15 protein-coding genes and 1 pseudogene are annotated in these 15,369 nt (G+C 70.9%); 7 read left to right on the forward strand and 9 right to left on the reverse strand.

Annotation, left to right across the window (positions count from 1 at the left end):
- Positions 1–44 precede the first annotated feature (44 nt).
- Genes ABZV94_RS10855 through ABZV94_RS10865 form a run of 3 tightly spaced genes read right to left on the reverse strand, consistent with a single transcriptional unit; the run spans position 45 to position 1,614 of the window.
- Entirely contained in the window at positions 45–422 is a 378-nt protein-coding gene (locus ABZV94_RS10855) for a hypothetical protein (protein ID WP_356339481.1), read from the reverse strand.
- Positions 419–1,075, reverse strand: coding sequence for a hypothetical protein (locus ABZV94_RS10860; RefSeq protein WP_356339484.1), 657 nt, complete (start codon positions 1,073–1,075; stop codon positions 419–421). Before ABZV94_RS10860 ends, ABZV94_RS10855 begins: the two co-directional genes overlap by 4 nt.
- Positions 1,066–1,614 (reverse strand): RNA polymerase sigma factor, encoded by a 549-nt coding sequence (locus tag ABZV94_RS10865; protein ID WP_356339485.1) that lies wholly within the window; start codon positions 1,612–1,614, stop codon positions 1,066–1,068. Before ABZV94_RS10865 ends, ABZV94_RS10860 begins: the two co-directional genes overlap by 10 nt.
- A 219-nt stretch (positions 1,615–1,833) precedes the next feature.
- Here ABZV94_RS10865 and ABZV94_RS10870 point away from each other — a divergent pair, with 219 nt between their 5' ends.
- The 5 genes from ABZV94_RS10870 to ABZV94_RS10890 all read left to right on the forward strand — a co-directional run bounded on the left by ABZV94_RS10870 (position 1,834) and on the right by ABZV94_RS10890 (position 4,343).
- Entirely contained in the window at positions 1,834–2,316 is a 483-nt protein-coding gene (locus ABZV94_RS10870) for an Asp23/Gls24 family envelope stress response protein (protein WP_356339537.1), read from the forward strand.
- A 76-nt stretch (positions 2,317–2,392) separates the two neighbouring features.
- On the forward strand, positions 2,393–2,563 hold the full coding sequence (locus tag ABZV94_RS10875) for a hypothetical protein (RefSeq protein WP_356339541.1): 171 nt from the start codon (positions 2,393–2,395) through the stop codon (positions 2,561–2,563).
- Positions 2,564–2,619: 56 nt separating this feature from the next.
- On the forward strand, positions 2,620–2,967 hold the full coding sequence (locus tag ABZV94_RS10880; RefSeq protein WP_356339488.1) for an Asp23/Gls24 family envelope stress response protein: 348 nt from the start codon (positions 2,620–2,622) through the stop codon (positions 2,965–2,967).
- Positions 2,968–3,079: 112 nt separating this feature from the next.
- Entirely contained in the window at positions 3,080–3,706 is a 627-nt protein-coding gene (locus ABZV94_RS10885; RefSeq protein ID WP_356339539.1) for a DUF6286 domain-containing protein, read from the forward strand.
- Positions 3,707–3,734: 28 nt separating this feature from the next.
- Positions 3,735–4,343, forward strand: coding sequence for an alkaline shock response membrane anchor protein AmaP (locus tag ABZV94_RS10890; protein WP_356339490.1), 609 nt, complete (start codon positions 3,735–3,737; stop codon positions 4,341–4,343).
- 441 nt (positions 4,344–4,784) lie between these two features.
- Here ABZV94_RS10890 and ABZV94_RS10895 read toward each other — a convergent pair whose 3' ends face one another.
- A complete protein-coding gene (locus tag ABZV94_RS10895) occupies positions 4,785–5,477 on the reverse strand; it encodes a TetR family transcriptional regulator (protein WP_356339492.1) in 693 nt (230 codons plus the stop codon).
- A 111-nt stretch (positions 5,478–5,588) separates the two neighbouring features.
- Here ABZV94_RS10895 and ABZV94_RS10900 point away from each other — a divergent pair, with 111 nt between their 5' ends.
- Positions 5,589–6,470, forward strand: a complete 882-nt coding sequence (locus ABZV94_RS10900) for an SDR family oxidoreductase (RefSeq protein ID WP_356339495.1) — start codon at positions 5,589–5,591, stop codon at positions 6,468–6,470.
- 337 nt (positions 6,471–6,807) lie between these two features.
- Here ABZV94_RS10900 and ABZV94_RS10905 read toward each other — a convergent pair.
- The 5 genes and pseudogenes from ABZV94_RS10905 to ABZV94_RS10925 form a co-directional block, all read right to left on the reverse strand.
- Positions 6,808–7,248, reverse strand: a pseudogene (locus tag ABZV94_RS10905) (IS21 family transposase); the annotation flags it as partial.
- A 99-nt stretch (positions 7,249–7,347) separates the two neighbouring features.
- The gene (locus ABZV94_RS10910) at positions 7,348–8,205 is read right to left on the reverse strand and encodes a MerR family transcriptional regulator (RefSeq protein ID WP_356339497.1); all 858 of its coding nucleotides are present in this window, start codon (positions 8,203–8,205) and stop codon (positions 7,348–7,350) included.
- Between the two features lie 31 nt (positions 8,206–8,236).
- Positions 8,237–8,569, reverse strand: a complete 333-nt coding sequence (locus tag ABZV94_RS10915; RefSeq protein ID WP_356339499.1) for a nuclear transport factor 2 family protein — start codon at positions 8,567–8,569, stop codon at positions 8,237–8,239.
- 39 nt (positions 8,570–8,608) lie between these two features.
- Positions 8,609–9,382: an SDR family oxidoreductase gene (locus ABZV94_RS10920; RefSeq protein ID WP_356339500.1), complete on the reverse strand. Its 774-nt coding sequence runs from the start codon at positions 9,380–9,382 to the stop codon at positions 8,609–8,611.
- 342 nt (positions 9,383–9,724) lie between these two features.
- Entirely contained in the window at positions 9,725–10,720 is a 996-nt protein-coding gene (locus tag ABZV94_RS10925; protein ID WP_356339502.1) for a LuxR family transcriptional regulator, read from the reverse strand.
- A 400-nt stretch (positions 10,721–11,120) separates the two neighbouring features.
- Here ABZV94_RS10925 and ABZV94_RS10930 point away from each other — a divergent pair, with 400 nt between their 5' ends.
- On the forward strand, positions 11,121–14,705 hold the full coding sequence (locus tag ABZV94_RS10930; RefSeq protein ID WP_356339504.1) for a S8 family serine peptidase: 3,585 nt from the start codon (positions 11,121–11,123) through the stop codon (positions 14,703–14,705).
- Positions 14,706–15,369 lie beyond the last annotated feature (664 nt).

Here is a 15,369-nt window from a genome sequence, read left to right on the forward strand (position 1 = left end):
TGGCCGTTGGTATGGCCGCTGTCACGGGGGACGCGCAGCCGGTCTCACGCCCCGTCGTACCAGGTGGCGATACGGGTCACGGTGACCGTGACGGTAACCCGCTCCACGGCGTCGAGGGCGGAGAGGTGGGAGGTGACGGCGGCCCGCACCCGGTCGTGGACGTTCTGGGTGACGTCCAGCGCCCGCCGGTCCTTGGTCAGGACGCAGCGCACCTCGACGTGCCATCCCGATCCATCCGGTGCTCGGTCGGCGCGGATACCCGCCTCGGGTGATGTGTGGGAGGGCGTGGCGCCCGTCAAGGTGGGCGCGGCGGCGGCCGCGAGACGACGGGAGAGACGGGGTTGCAGGCCCGTTACGCCGGGAACCGCAAGGGCCGCTTCGGCCGCGACGCCGAGGAGGGTGGTCGTGCGGTTGACGGTCATGATGGACCGCTGCCGGGTGGGAGGAGCGGCTCCGGCTCCAGGACGTCGACGACGGTGATGTCCACGGCCGTCACGGCGAGACCTAGGTCCTGTGCGGCCGAGCGGAGGACGGATCGGCGCACCTGGTGGACGCGGTCGGGCAGCGGGCCGTCAAGAGCGGCGGCCAGGGTCATGGTCACCTGTACGTCGGTGCCTTCGCCCTCGGGTACGAGCCGGCAGGTCGCGACCGCGACGCCGGGGACTGTGTCCGCGGCCTGCCGCAGTACCTTCGCTGCGGCGCTTTCGGAGATCCGCAGGTCCCGGTCCGGGTCGGCCAGAGGCAGTAGCCGCCCGAGCCGTACTTCTGCTTTGACGATGTTCATGACGCGGTCGGCGAGTGCGTGGAGGCCGGGAACGTCGTCGCGCAGCGCCCGTGTGGCCGCGTTGACCGTGGCCAGTCCCTCGACGGCCTCGCCGCAGTGTGGACAGGAGACGGTGTGCGGGTCCGCGTTCGGCGCGGCGTCCCGGGCCTGCTCCCAGACCCGGCTGAGCAGTCGGCCGCAGGGCAGTACCTCATCACCTTCGAACGGGGAGATGTCGGCGGCTGGGCCGGTACCGGGCCCGTCGGCTCCGGGGGGTTCGGAAGGCCGAGCGTGCGGGTCGTCTAGCGCCATGGGTCCATCGCCTCCTGCAGGGATCGGCGTGCCCTGAACAGTCTGCCCCGCACCGTCTGCTCGCTGGTCCGCGTCACGCGGGCGATCTCTTTGTAGGACAGGCCCTGTACTTCTCTCAGGATCCAGCAGAGCCGCTGGCCGGCGTCCAGTTCGGCGAGCGCGTGAGACAGGGCGGCGGTGGCCGCGGCCTGCTCGGCGGACCGGGCGGGCTGGCTCCAGGCGTCTTCCGCTGCGGGCTCGACGACGGTGTCGAGGGAGACGGGCGGCGGCCGGCGCCGGCGCATGGTCAGGCAGCGGTTGAGAGTGATCCGGTACATCCAGGTACGGAACTCCGCGCTGTGACGGTATTCCGGCAGTCGCCGCCAGGCACTGACGAAGGCGTCCTGGACCGCTTCCTCGGCGTCCTGGGGGTTGCCGAGCAGGCAGCGGGCCAGGGAGAGGAGGGCTCGGCCGTGCCGCTGGACGAGAACGGCGAAGGAGTCCTCGTCTCCATCGGCCGCCCGTACGGCCAGGAGCCGGTCCGGCAGGTCGCGTCCCAAGAGGTCGCGATTCGCCGATGGGGGTACAGCGCGTTCGGTCATGGCGCCCTCGCACAAGCCTCGGACCGTCCAGGTACCCGACAGGCCGTTCGTGAGGCACGCCGCACTCGATGTGTGTGAGGTATCCGCCGCATGTGCGTGAGACATCCGCCGCCCCGTATGTCCAACCTTGTGACGGGCGCCGCACTGGTGTCCGACCTATCGATCGAGGCGACCGCCATGACGGAGAACACCACCAGCGTCGGCGGGGGCAACCGGCCGGATGCGGGCGTGAGCGCGCTGAAGGGCCGTACCGGGGCCGGAGCTCCGGCCGAAACGCGGGGGAAGACCACCATCGCGGACGGCGTGGTGGCCAAGATCGCGGGCATGGCCGCCCGCGAGGTACCGGGCATCTTCAACCTGGGAGCGGGCATGGCGCGCGCCTTGGGCGCCGTGCGGGAACGCGTCCCCGGCGGCGGCGGAGCCGTCACCCGCGGAGTGAAGGTCGAGGTCGGCGAGCGCCAGGCTGCGGTGGACCTGGACGTCGTCGTCGAGTACGGCGTCTCCATCGTGGACGTCGCCGGCGACGTACGCACCAATGTCATCGGCGCCGTGGAGCGGATGACGGGACTGGAGGTCGTCGAGGTGAACATCGTCGTCGACGACGTCCATCTCCCTGACGAGGAGGAACAGGCCGAACCGGACGAGGGTCGCGTCAAGTGATCCGCCACCGCGTCCGGTGCGATGCGGGTAATCGCGCGGACGGCGACGTACGTAGGTCCGCGAGACGGGTGAGTGCATGATGAACGCAGGAACGACGGGCCTCGCGGCCGGCATAGCCCTGGGCTTCGCCGGTTACTTCGGTGGCTTCTGGGCCTTTCTGCTGGTCCTCTTCCTGGGTGCGGCGGGGTTGATCGTCGGCCTCGTCGTGCAGGGCGACCTCGATGTGCGGACACGGAGGCAGCGGTGAAGACGCGGCCAGGTTCCCCTGGCGAGGGGTCCGCCCCACCGGCGCGGACCACCGGCTTGCCGCCCCCTGTCGAGCGGGGCGCCACCGTCATCCCCGACCGGGTGGTCGCCCGTATCGCCGCCCAGGCCGCGCGCATGGCGCAGTCCCGGCGCGCCGCCGTACCGCCCGGCCGGGACAGCCCGGAGGCACCCAGCGCCTCCGCCGCCGTCCGTATCGATTCGGTGCGCCTGCACCTGACCATGGATCTGCCCTATCCCATCGACATCCCCGGGGTGTGTGAGCGGATCCAGCAGGACGTCACCGAAAAGGTGACCCAGCTGACCGGCCTGCGGGTGGGAGAGGTCGTCCTCACCGTCCGGCGGCTGGTGACCGCCGCCGACACGAGCCGGGGGAGGGTCCGGTGAGCGGCCACGCGACCCGGCTCGCCGGGCACGCCGTGGAGGAAGGAGCTCCGTGATGACACCCGACCCCGGCCCCTCCGGCCGCGACTCCACGCCCTCCGCATCGCGAACCAGGATGCCGTTGGCAAAGCAGCCCGAACCACCCGAACGCGACGTTTCCGGACCGGGCCCCACGTCCGGTGAGCGCGACGCAGGACACCGGTCCCACCGGCCGTGGTCCGCGCGCCGCATCCCGGCCGCCCTGGTCGCCTCGGTGATCCTCGTGGCGGTGGTCGCGGCGCTGATCGACATCATCGCCGTACGTGCGGGACGCCCGGCGGTGGCCTGGCGACGGCTCCTGGCCGACGAACTGGCCACCCGCGCCGTGGACGACGTGTGGGTGCTCACGGGCGCCGCCGTGGCAGCTGCCGTCGGCGCCTGGCTGATCGTCCTGGCCCTCACCCCCGGGCTACGCCACTGGCTGCCCCAGCGCTCCCCCGCCCACTGCCCACGGCTGCGGGCCGCCCTGGACCGCGACGGCGCCGCCAGCCTGCTGCGTGACGCCGCGCTACGGGTCCCCGGAGTCGGCGCGGCACGCATCCGGGTGCGCCGACACCGCATCAAAGCGCGCGCGGACGCCCGCTTCCGTGACCCCCGGCAGGTGAAGGACGACCTCACCGCCGTCCTCGACGAGGAACGCGACCGGCTGGCCCTCGCCCGTCCTCCCCGCATCCGCGTACGGGTGCGGCGACACACCGGCTGACCGACAACCGCAGCACCGGGAGTCCGCCATGACGTCGCGATCCGCACTCAACCGCACCCTGCTGACCCTCGCCGGACTGGCCCTGCTCGGCGGCGGACTGCTGGTCCTCTTCGCCGGGCTCGACCTCTACCGGCGACACGAACTGATCCCACCCGCCGGCTGGCCCCTGACCGACCCGGACGACGTCCTGCTCGCCTCCTCCGACCGGGCCCGCTGGAGCGGCCAGGGCTGGTGGTGGTGGCCCGCGGTCATCGCCGTCCTCGGCCTCGCCGCCCTGCTCGCCCTGTGGTGGCTGCTCGCTCAGCTGAGCCGACGCCGCCCCGGAGAGTTGCCCGTCGGCGGCACATCACCGCAGCAGGGCGTCGAACTGCGCGACCGCGCACTCAGCGACGCGATCGCGACCGAAGCCGGTGCCCTGCCGGGGGTCAAGCGTGCGGCCGTACGCATCACCGGCCGACCCGCCCACCCCCGCACCCACATCACGCTCACCCTCACCCCTGACCGTGCGCCCGACGCCACTCTCGGTGCCCTCTGCGAAGGCCCGCTCAGCACCGCCCGTCGGTCTACCGGCCGCCCTGACATGCCTACCGACATCCGCCTGAAGGTCGCCCACCACAAGCCACGCCGCGTGGAGTGAGGAGGAGACCGCCCATTGCCGATGCGGTCACAGCGGAGAGGTTCTTCAAGGACCGGCGTCAGACGAGGGCCGAAGACCGCACCTGTAGAAGGTGAACGGCGGGACGGGCCCGCCCCACCTTCCAGGAGCACCCTGTGGCGAGCACCGCAGACGAGCCCGAGCAGCCCCTTGACCGGACCAGAAAGACCCCCTCCGCGGACCCCTCCATCACCCCCTCCGCGTGGCGGCGGGTACACCCGCCCACCGGCCGGGAGGGCCTGGTGCTGACGGCCGCGCTCGACAACCCCGACGGCGATGCCCTCTTTCGCGAGCAGGAGGCCCGCGCCGACGCGGAGGACAAGCGCCGCCGTGCCGCTGAGCGGGAGGCGCAGCGCCCCGGGTGCAAGCGGACTTACCGGCAAGCAGGATGCGGACCGTCGGCACCCACCTGCGGCTGGCGCGTCACCGGCTGGCTGACCGATCCGGCTCGGGGTCGGTGGTGGTCTCGCCTTGCAAGGGGGTGTCCGCCGCGGCCTGGAGCATGGCGCCGAGGATGTTCTTCAGCCCGGGGCCGGCAGTCGGGTCGCCCTCAGCGGCCTTGAGTGGCTCGACTTCGAGCATGCGGCCGAGCACGTTGATCCCCAGAACCAGGGACAGGGTGAGGACGGCGCGTTCGCGGGCTGCCGGGCCGTCGGTGCGGAAGTAGTCGAAGTAGTCGGCGAGCGGTGGGATCACCGTCTGCTCGATGTAGTCGCGCAGGACCGGCCGGGCGGAGTGGCTGGCGGCCGAGCGCAGCAGGATGAGCAGGGGGTCGTAGGCGTCCTGCACCTCGTGCGACGTGGCCTGGTGGCCGCCGCCGAGGAGCAGTGCGGCGAGGGTCGGCCCGAACTCTGCCGGGTCGATGGAGTTGAGGCCGGGCGGGCTGGGATCGCGTGTTCCGACCGCCTCCCGGAACAGGCCTTCCTTGGTGCCGAAGTAGCGATTGACCATGGCGGCGGTGACTCCGGCCCGGCCGGCGATGTCGCGCAGGCCGATGTCGTCGTAGGCGCGTTCGGCCCACGCCTCACGGGCGGCTTGCAGGATCGCGGCCCGGGTGCTTTCGCGTCGGGCGCGGCGGCTCTCCGCCGCGGTGCTGGTCGTCTCCGTGGCATCCATCCCGCCAGTATACGAATGTTGACCAAGTCGGTATACAGGCGTTGACTTTCGCGCTCTCTCGACGGTAAACAGATGATTACTCATACGCCGACGCATAGCGAGGAGACGACAATGCCGCAGACAGTTCTCGTGACCGGCACATCGAGCGGGCTGGGCCGGCGCACGGCCGAGGTGCTCGCCGAGCGCGGTCACACCGTGGTCGCCACCATGCGCGCCCCGCAGGGCAAGGACCGGGCCGCAGCGGAGACGCTGATCAAGACGGGGGACGGCTCGCCGGGCCGGATCCTGGTGGTGGAGATGGATGTCCGCGACGACGAGGCGGTCGAGGCGGGCGTCGCCGCCGCCATCGAGCGGGCGGGCGGGCTGGACGTCGTGGTCAACAACGCCGCGTACGCGATCACTGGCATCGGAGAGAGCGTCACCAGCAGCCAGCTGCTCGATGTGCTCGACACCAACCTTGTCGGCCCGCAGCGCGTCACCCGCGCCGTCCTGCCATACCTGCGCCGGCGCCGGTCGGGGCTGCTGGTCTTTCTCTCCAGCGGCGCCGGACGGCTCACGGTGCCCGGCATGGGCGCCTACTCGGCCAGCAAGTTCGGCCTCGAAGCCCTCGCCCAGGCCTACCGTTACGAGCTGCGCCCGCTCGGCATCGACGTGTCGATCGTCCAGCCCGGCGCGTTCCCCAGCAACCTCGCGGCCTCCCAGGTCGTCGGCGCGGACGAGAACCGCCTGGCCGACTACGCCGAGGTGCTCCAACTGGCCGGCGCGTTCATGCAGCAGGTCGGCGCCATCTTCGCCGGCCCGCAGCCGCCCGACCCACGCGAGGTGGCCGACGCCGTCGCCCACCTCGTCGACACCCCCGGCGGGCAGCGCCCCGAGCGCGTCAGCGTCGACCGGTTCATGCTCGGCCGGGCCGTCACGGCGATCAACGCGGGCACCAAGGCGCCCACCGACGCCCTGCTGCGCGAGCTCGGCCTGGGCACGGTCGTGAGCTGACCGCCGTGTTCACCGCGGCCGGCATTACGCCGCTGGCGATGGGGGAGCCGAGCTGCTGAGGCTGATCACCTCGCTGCCGGACCCGCCCATCGCCGTACCCGCGTGGACGAATACGCCCAGCGCAAGGGCCGGATTTGCGGAAACGTGCTCATCGATGCCGAGACGCGTCGTCCGATCGATGCTCTGTCTGACCGGGGGGGCGGACACCCTCGCGGCATGGCTCGCCAGGCGGCCCGGCATCGAGATCGTCTGCCGCGACCGCGCCCCCTCCTTCACCGACGGCGCCACCCGCGGTGCCCCGCATGCCTCCCAAGTCGGCCGGGGAGGGTGGTGAGCCGCCGACCGGCCGCGGATGCCGCTCGGCCACCAGGTACGGGGTCGGCGGCAGCGGCTCGAGGGCCGCGCGGTCACGGGCCGCGCGCTCTCCGATGATCTGCTGGCGAGTCCTGTGGACCTGGGACCGTTGCTGCGGGACCCAGGTGGCGAAGGCGACGTCCATCTCCTCGATGGGCGAAAAGGACCGGCCGGACAGAACGTGGTCGCGGACGATGAGAACCTGCCGCTCGACCCGGCCTTTGCCCGTGGGCCGGTAGGCGGCCAGCACGTCGATGTCGAAGTCGTAGTGGCCGGCGAACCCGACCGCCTTCGGATGCAGCGGAACGGCCCCGCCAGGAGCAACGTGGCGGCGGACGACAGTCTTCGTGCGGTCGTAGACGATCGCCATAGGGACACCGCCGAAGTGGGCGAAGGCCCGGCGGTGGCAGTCGAAGAAGCTCTGTGCACGGCCCCACCGAAGCCAGGGCTCACCTCCGTGACCTCGCCACCAACCTTGCCCACCACTACGCGCCGTCACCAACGTCCTGACCCGCACCGCCCTTTAGGTGGGCACGAGCCCCTTGGAGTGACCGGCGTCAGAGGCGATCAGCCATGCCACGAGGGTGCGCCAGCGGTCGGGCTGGTCGGTGTCGCGTGGCCCGACGAGGTAGACCTCCTCGACGAGGTTCTGGGAGCGCAGCCCGTTGCTAGCGGCGAAGGAGCCCACGGCGCCGTAGGTGAGGTCGAGATCGTCGTGCGCACCGACGTGGGTGGCGACGGCGGCGGATCGCTGAGGCAGCCAGAGTTCTTTCACGGTGGCCGGTGCGCCCGGTGGCAGCGGCATCTCGGCCGGGAGGTAGACCGTGGCGCGGCCGTGGCCCTCGGTGAAGAGCTCGTGCTCGTAGCGGCCACCCGGCGGGGATACCGGGCGTCGGCCAGCCGCAGCGTCCAGGTCGCGCATCGCCGTCTCGTACCAGCTCAGTCCGGCTCCCGGTGGGACCTGGAGTGACACGGCGAGGACGCGCTGACGCGGAAGGACCTCCAGGCTCACCGTCCGCTCCGCCTGTGGGTCGAGGAGTTCCCGAAGCGCCTCGACCGCCCGCTGAGTGCGGCCGAGCCGGTCTTCGAGCCGTCGGAGGTGAGTGGCGACGATCTGTTGTGCCGCACCGTGGCCCGTCTCGTCCCCGCCGGCGGACTCGGCCCTGAGGAAGAGCCGGAGGTCCGCCAGCGGGAGGTCCAGCTCGCGCAGTCGCCTGATGGCCAGCGCCGGCCGGACCTGCGCGGGCGCGTAGTAGCGGTAGCCCGTGGCCGGGTCGACGTCTGCGGGGACGAGGAGGTCCTGCTCGTGGTAGCGGCGCAGCGCGCGGATGCTCAGGTGCGTGATCCGGGAGAACTCTCCGATGGTCAGTCGCTCGGCCATGGTGCCCTCCTCGCGGTGTGTCCGGATCGGCTCAGGTCTGGGTTTCAGGGGTGATGTCCAGCAGGGTGATCTTCCCCTGTGCGTCGCGTGTGAAGGTGAAACGGAGGGTGACCGGGCTGCCGGGGAAGTGACCGGAGATCTCCGTGACAGCCTGACACGCTGTGACCGTACCGGCGACCTTGCGGAGGTCGTAACGGACCGGCGGGACCTCGTTGCGCCACTGGCGCACGGCCGCGAGCCCCCGGTGAGTACGTCCGTCGTCGTGTACGACGACGTCGTCGCCGAAGAGCGCGAAGTAGCGCTCTCGGTCCGCGTCGGCCGCCGCGGCGAAGTACTCCTCGGCGAACTGCTCGATGTCCTGCATGGTTTTCCTCTTCTCCGGTTTCGTGGTGAGGCGGCGGGTTCAGAGTGTGCGGATGGTGCCGCCGTCGACGACATGCTCGGCGCCGGTGATCGCGCTCGCCCGGTGCGAGGCCAGGAAGGCGATCAGTTCGGCCACCTCTTCCGGCTCGGCGGGCCGCCCCAGGGGAATACCGCCCAGGACCTGCATCAGGTCGTCGAGCGCGGCCTCACGCGTGATGTCGCCCTCGCTCATTCGGCGCGCGAGGAGATGCTCGGCACCGTCGGTGCGGATGAAGCCGGGAGCGACCGAGTTGACCCGGACACCGGCCGGCGCGACCTCGTTCGCGAGACCCTTGCTGTAGGTGGCAAGGGCGCTCTTGGCCGCCGCGTACGCCAGTGTCGAGTCGTGAAGCGGCATCCGGCGCTGAATCGATGTCACGTGCACCACGGCGCCCGAGCCGCGGGAGACCATTGCGGGGACCAGCGCGCGATCCAGCCGGACAGCAGGGAACAAGTTGAGCGCGAGTTCCTCCGCCCACAAGGCATCGTCCAGGGCCGCATACCCGCCGGCCGGGGCACGGGAGCCGCCCACGACATGCACCAGGATGTCCGGCACACCGATGAGCTCGGCCACTGCGACGGCCGCCGAAGCTGCCCCCTCGGGGGCGCTCAGGTCGGCCTGCACGTAAAGAGGATCGGCCGTTTCCGGCGGTGTACGGGCGATGGTGACGACCCGCGCCCCGCCGTCTCGGAGCCGGCGCGCTGTCGCCAGCCCGGCTCCCTTGCTGCCGCCCGCCACCACGGCGAGCCGTCCGTCGAAATCGTTGGTGCTCATGACCGTGACCCTGGACCCTCCCGCGGGGAGAGACTCAAGCCCGCATGACCGGTCCCAGGGGTTCCTGACACCATGGAGTTGCTCCGGCATCTACCCCGGCGTCACCGACCGTGCGCCGCGCCGCCGGCATCGAACATTGCTGCCGCGCTCCCTTGGTTCTCATTCGCGTGCCCCAGTGGGGAGGAGGCGGCATGGCCTGGGAGAGTGAAGCAGCGCCGTGGGCGGGCGGGTTGTGTCTGTCCGCGGCGCCGGGGTGTTCGAAGGGCCAGGGGCATGGTGGGACCTGCGGGGATCGTCTTGGTGCACCTGGCCCGGCGGCGAACCGTGCGTCGTCGGAGTACCTCAGACCCACCCTCGTCGCGCCGCGGCCACGCCGGCGCCGAACCGGTTGGTGGTGCCCAGTTCCCCGTAGAGGTCCTGGATGCGGCGCCTCAGCGTCCGCGTCGAGATCCCGAACTGGCGGGCGATGGTGTCGTCTTTGACACCCGCGGCGAAGAACGCGAGGAGTTTGCGCTCATCGTCGGTGGGAGGCCGGGGCTCATCGCTCATGACGGCCGGCGCCGCCGACCGGGGGCCGGGGACACCGCTCAGGGGGGAGGCTGCGCTCCAGTAGTGCTCGAAGAACTCGGTGAGCGCGTCCAACAAGGGCGGCGCTTCGGTGTAGAGGCACTCAGAACTGCCGGGCGACAGGTCCAGTGACACCATGGCCGCCGACCGGTCGGCAATTGCCAGTTTGATGGGCAGGGACGGCACGATCCTGGCTTCCTCGCCACGCGAGACGAGACTGCCCAGTTCCTGCCAGCCGGCTTCGGTGTCGAAACTCGCGGCGGCGTAGACGGCACGCACTCGCACGCCGCGCCCGACCGCGGCTTCGTCCATCGGCTCGTTCGGAGCGAGGAGGAACGGCGGGCGTCCCAGCGCGGAGAACTGCTCCTGGGCGGCCTGCTTCAGACGGTAGTAGTGGTCGCCGACCGCCTCCGGGCCGCTGATCGTCCTGGTCGCGGGTGCGGCCGCGCTGCCGCGCCGCGCGTCGTCGAATATCTCCCCCAGCGGACCCGCCGCATCCCGCACGGCGGCCAGTTGCCGTTCACGCGACTCCACCAGTGCGCGCAGCGCGTGCCGCGGATCGACCGTGAGGAACTCGCCCGAGGAACGGCGGCTGACCAGGCCGGAGTGGTGGAGCCTTTCGAGCAGGGCGAGTGCGTCGGGATAGGTCATCCCGAACGCTGAGACGACGTCGTCGACCGTTCCGCCGCCGAGTGCCAGCAGTCGGCGGTACACCTCCTCGGTCTGCTCGTCCAGACCGACCGTCGCCAACGGTGCCTGCTTCTCCGTCATGTCGTCCACTCCCGACATCACCCGCACACGCCCGTGGGGAAGGCCGACGCCGCGGCGGCAGACGGAGAGACATCCGTCTTCGCCGAGTGTCCCATGTGGGTCGACTGCACCGTTTTGCATCCTGTCCGTTTAGTGACATGACACCCAAGTGTCAAAGACCTTTCTTTACAGTACGGCGAACGGATGGCTGACTGCGGAGTCTCCTGCCCTTCTAGTTCATGAGGTTCTCTTGCGCATGCCTCCGTCCCGCAGACACGGGCTGACATCAGCCGTCGCCGTTCTGGCGGCATTGACAGCCACAGTGCCGACCGCGTCGGCCGGCACGTCGGCCCCTTTGCCGGTTTCCACCGTCCGGAGCGCCGGCTCCGCACGTGTCGTCACTCTGATCACCGGTGACAAGGTGACGGTCTCCACGACCGCCGACGGGCGTTCCTCAACGTCCGTGGTCGATCCGCGCGGCAGGTCGGGCGGCTCCCACGTCATATCGTTGGGCGACGACACCTACGTGTACCCGGACGCGGCGCTGCCGTACATCGCCTCGGGGGCCCTCGACAAGCGGCTGTTCGACGTCACCGAGTTGCTCAAGGACGGCTACGACGATGCCCGCAGCGACCGGCTGCCCTTGATCGTCACCTACACCGACGCCGCCGCCCGTGCCCGGAGCGCGAAGACCCCGGACGGTGCACGCAGGACCCTGACGCTCAACAGCATCCAGGGCGCCGCCATCTCCGCAGAGCACGCACAGGCGGCCGACTTCTGGTCCTCCCTCACCGGCACCTCGACGGACCCGTACGGCGCGCGGACGGCCGGCAGGGCTCCGTCGGCCGGGAAACTGGCCGGCGGCATCGCCAAGGTGTGGCTGGACGGCAAGGCCAAGGCCACACTCTCCGACAGCACCGCGCAGATCGGCGCCCCGGAGGTCTGGCAGGGCGGAGACACCGGGCAGGGCGTGGACGTCGCAGTCCTGGACACCGGAATCGACGCCGAGCACCCGGACTTCGCGGGACGGATCGCGGCGACGCAGAGCTTCGTACCCGGCGAGGACGTCACCGACCGGCACGGCCACGGCACCCACGTCGCCTCGACGATCGCCGGCACCGGCGCCGCCTCCGACGGCAAGGAGAAGGGCGTCGCGCCGGGCGCGTCCCTGCACATCGGCAAGGTCCTGGACAACGACGGCAGCGGCCAGGACTCCTGGATCCTCGCCGGCATGGAGTGGGCCGCCCGGGACCAGCACGCCAAGGTCATCAGCATGAGCCTGGGTGGCGACGCCACCGACGGCACCGATCCGCTGAGCCAGGCCGTGAACCGGCTCAGCGAGGAGACCGGGGCCCTGTTCGTCATCGCCGCCGGCAACTCCGGTCCCGACCCGTACACCGTCAGCGCACCGGGTGCCGCGGACGATGCCCTCACCGTCGGCGCGGTGAACGGTCCGGGCAAGGGCATGGACCAGCTCGCGGCGTTCTCCAGCCGCGGCCCGCGCGTCGGCGACAACGCCGTCAAGCCCGATCTGACCGCGCCGGGCGTCGACATACTCGCCGCGCGCTCGCAGTACTCGCCGGAGGGCGAGGGCGCCTACACGACCATGAGCGGCACCTCGATGGCGACCCCACACGTGGCGGGCGCCGCGGCCCTGCTGGCGGCCAAGCACCCGGACTGGACCGGCCGGCAGCTCAAGGACGCGCTGGTCAGCACCACGTCGAGCACCCGCCAGTACAGCCCCTACCAGGGCGGCAGCGGCCGGCTCGACATTGCGGCCGCCGTCAGGGCCACGCTGGTCGCGCCGTCGTCGGCGTTCACCCAGGCCCACTACCCGTACACACCGGGACAGACCGATCGCAAGGACGTCACCTACACGAACACCGGGTCCACACCTGTCACGGTGGACCTGAACCTGTTCGGATCCAACGTCCCGCAGGGCCTGTTCACCCTCTCCGACGACCGTCTGACGGTGCCCGCACACGGCACGGCGTCCGTCGGCCTCCTCACGCATTACGACGCGGCCCAGGACAATGCCGCCTACGCCGGCATGCTCACCGCCACCGGCCCCGACGGCTCGGTCCTCACCCGCACACCGATCGGTGTGAACAAGGTGGGCCGGCGCGTCACACTCGAGGTGACGGCGAAGGGCTCGCACGGAGGGATCCCCGGCACCCTCGTTCTGAAGGACATCAAGCGGAACACCGCACCGCGGGTGTACACCGTGGACGACTCCGGCTCGCTGAATCTGAGCATGGTCCCGAGTACCTACGCGGTATGGATGTACGCAGCCGTGCCCGGCGCCGACGGGACGCACTCCCTGGGCCTCGGGGTCTTCTCGGCGCCGCAGGTCGACCTCGACACCGACGGCGCGATCCACTTCGACGTCTCGGACCTGCGCAAGGCGGCGGCCCTCACCCCGGAGCCGACCGCCAACAGCTTCGTAAGAGCGGACCAGTACCGTTCGTACGGCGACATGCGGCCCTATCTGGACAGCTACATGCCGGAATACTGGATCTACGACAGCCTGTGGGTGACCCCGACCCCGAAGGTGACGCAGGGCTCCTACACCTTCGCGACCCGTTGGCGGCAGATCCAGCCGCCGCTGACCTTCTCTTCGGGTTCGCAGGCGTACGACGACGTCGTCGTCCAGAGCCAGTCCCCCGAGCTGCCCGAGGGCAGCGGTACCTACCGGGCGGTCTGGGCCGGCGACGGATCGGCGGCGGACCTCCGTGGGCTGGAGGTGCGCGGTCAGGTGGCGGTCGTCCGGCGCAGTGACACCGTGCCCGCCCAGGACCAGGCCGCCGCGGCGGCACAGGCGGGCGCCCGACAGCTGCTGATCCTCAACGACGGCTACGGAAAACTGGACCTGTGGGCCGATCTGCCCGACGCCGCCCCGCTGCCGGTCGCCTCCCTCGGCACCGACGACAGCACACGACTGCTGAGCCGCATCCGCAAGCCCGGCCAGGCGACGCTGAAGGTGGTGTCGCACCCGTACCCGCGCTACCTGTACGACCTCGTCCGGCATCACGAGGACGCCGTCCCGCGCGACCCGTCCTACCGCCCCGGCATCGGTGAACTGGCCCGGATCGACGAGTCGTTCGGCGACACCCGACAGTCGGAGGGCCGTGAACTCCGCGGGGACCTGGCTGTCGGTGCCGATGTCGTGCTGGGCGCCGATTCGACGCCGATCCAGGCCCAGGGAAGCCTCACATCCTGGGTCACAACAGGTCCCGACGACCGGTGGACCGCGGAGGCATCCGTCGCCGACCTCGGCGAACGCGGGACGGTCCGCTCGTACGCGCCGCGCAGCGTGGCGAAGGAGACCTGGTTCTCGCCCGTTCACAAGCCGTGGCTGCTCAACGACGCCGTCCATCACGCACCTTTCCGGGTCGGCGACTCCATGAGCACGTCCTCGATGACCGCCTGGGGCGACTCCGGCGGCCACGCGGGCGTCGTGTGGGCCGGCAGCGACACCTCGAGGATCTCCCTCTACCAAGGTGACGAGCTGCTCGGCGAGGACGCCAACGAACGGATCATCTCCGTCGACGGACTCTCCCCGGACACACAGCCGTACCGGCTCGTCATCGAGGGCACGCGTGATCTGCCGGGCAGACCGTACTCGACTCGGACCCGCACCGAGTGGGGATTCACCTCCAGCACCACCGACTACACGACCCTCACGCCCCTGCCGCTCATCCAGCTCGACTACGCGGTGGAGACCGACCTGTCCGGCCGGGCACACCGGCGGACCGCGCTGACCGTCACCGCGTCGCACATGAAGGGCGCCGCAGGCGCCGCCCCGGTCCGCGATGTCAAGCTGGAGGTCTCCTACGACGACGGGACCACCTGGCTCCCGACACCGTTGCACAGTACGGACGGTGGCCAGACGGCTCTGCTCGACGCACCGTCCGGCGTCCGGTACGTGAGCCTGCGCACGACCGCGCGGGACACCGGCGGAAACACGGTGAACCAGACCCTGATCCGGGCCTTCGGCCTCAAGTAGGGCGTCACCTGGTTTTCAAGCAGACCGTACTCACCCCTTCCAGCGGGAGGGTACGTGTTCTGCGGTTTCCTCGGTCAGGCCAGCACATGCAGTGCCCTGTTCGCGCGAGGCCGCGAACAGGGCCCGTGCACGTGTGCCCACGTCCGCCAACGTTGCCCTTGCCGGTCGAGCGTGGATCAGGTGCCGCTGGTTCCAGATCAAGATGCGGTCCAGGACCTCGCGAGGACGGCGTCGAACAGGGCGGGGAACTTCCCGTGCCGGTCCCGAATGAGGAATCGTGCCCGGCCGTCTCCATCCGCCACACCCATGACGAGATTCTTCGCGGCCTGCACGACCCAGGCCGCGGACAGGTGGGTGGTGACGCCCAGGATGCGGCTCCGCCCGGGCCCGGCAGGAGCGCCGAGCCGGGTGAATGGATCAACATACTGATCACTGACGTGGGTTGCCTCTCCGGCCGTGAGACCGGGACCTCGGCGCGTGCACCCCGGGGAGTCCCTCCTGTCGATCGCCGCGGACGGGCGCCTGCTCCGGGACGTTGCGCAGGGGGTGGATCGCGGATGGATTCTCGCCAGTACACCCGGGCGACAGCCGAGCGTGGCAGACAACGCAGCTCCCTCCTCTGCGCCGGGCGCGGGCATACGGCTTCAGGTCTCGGTCGGCTGGT

The sequence above is a fragment of the Streptomyces sp. NPDC004658 genome (genome assembly GCF_040609555.1).
Lineage (GTDB): Bacteria > Actinomycetota > Actinomycetes > Streptomycetales > Streptomycetaceae > Streptomyces.

Excerpts from the sequence above, each read along its gene's own strand:
- ABZV94_RS10860 (WP_356339484.1), bottom strand. The coding sequence starts at position 1,075 with ATGGCGCTAGACGACCCGCACGCTCGGCCTTCCGAACCCCCCGGAGCC.
- ABZV94_RS10885 (WP_356339539.1), top strand. The coding sequence starts at position 3,080 with ATGCCGTTGGCAAAGCAGCCCGAACCACCCGAACGCGACGTTTCCGGA.
- ABZV94_RS10875 (WP_356339541.1), top strand. The coding sequence starts at position 2,393 with ATGATGAACGCAGGAACGACGGGCCTCGCGGCCGGCATAGCCCTGGGC.
- ABZV94_RS10855 (WP_356339481.1), bottom strand. The coding sequence starts at position 422 with ATGACCGTCAACCGCACGACCACCCTCCTCGGCGTCGCGGCCGAAGCG.
- ABZV94_RS10900 (WP_356339495.1), top strand. The coding sequence starts at position 5,589 with ATGCCGCAGACAGTTCTCGTGACCGGCACATCGAGCGGGCTGGGCCGG.
- ABZV94_RS10910 (WP_356339497.1), bottom strand. The coding sequence starts at position 8,205 with ATGGCCGAGCGACTGACCATCGGAGAGTTCTCCCGGATCACGCACCTG.
- ABZV94_RS10920 (WP_356339500.1), bottom strand. The coding sequence starts at position 9,382 with ATGAGCACCAACGATTTCGACGGACGGCTCGCCGTGGTGGCGGGCGGC.
- ABZV94_RS10895 (WP_356339492.1), bottom strand. The coding sequence starts at position 5,477 with ATGGATGCCACGGAGACGACCAGCACCGCGGCGGAGAGCCGCCGCGCC.
- ABZV94_RS10915 (WP_356339499.1), bottom strand. The coding sequence starts at position 8,569 with ATGCAGGACATCGAGCAGTTCGCCGAGGAGTACTTCGCCGCGGCGGCC.
- ABZV94_RS10925 (WP_356339502.1), bottom strand. The coding sequence starts at position 10,720 with ATGACGGAGAAGCAGGCACCGTTGGCGACGGTCGGTCTGGACGAGCAG.
- ABZV94_RS10870 (WP_356339537.1), top strand. The coding sequence starts at position 1,834 with ATGACGGAGAACACCACCAGCGTCGGCGGGGGCAACCGGCCGGATGCG.
- ABZV94_RS10890 (WP_356339490.1), top strand. The coding sequence starts at position 3,735 with ATGACGTCGCGATCCGCACTCAACCGCACCCTGCTGACCCTCGCCGGA.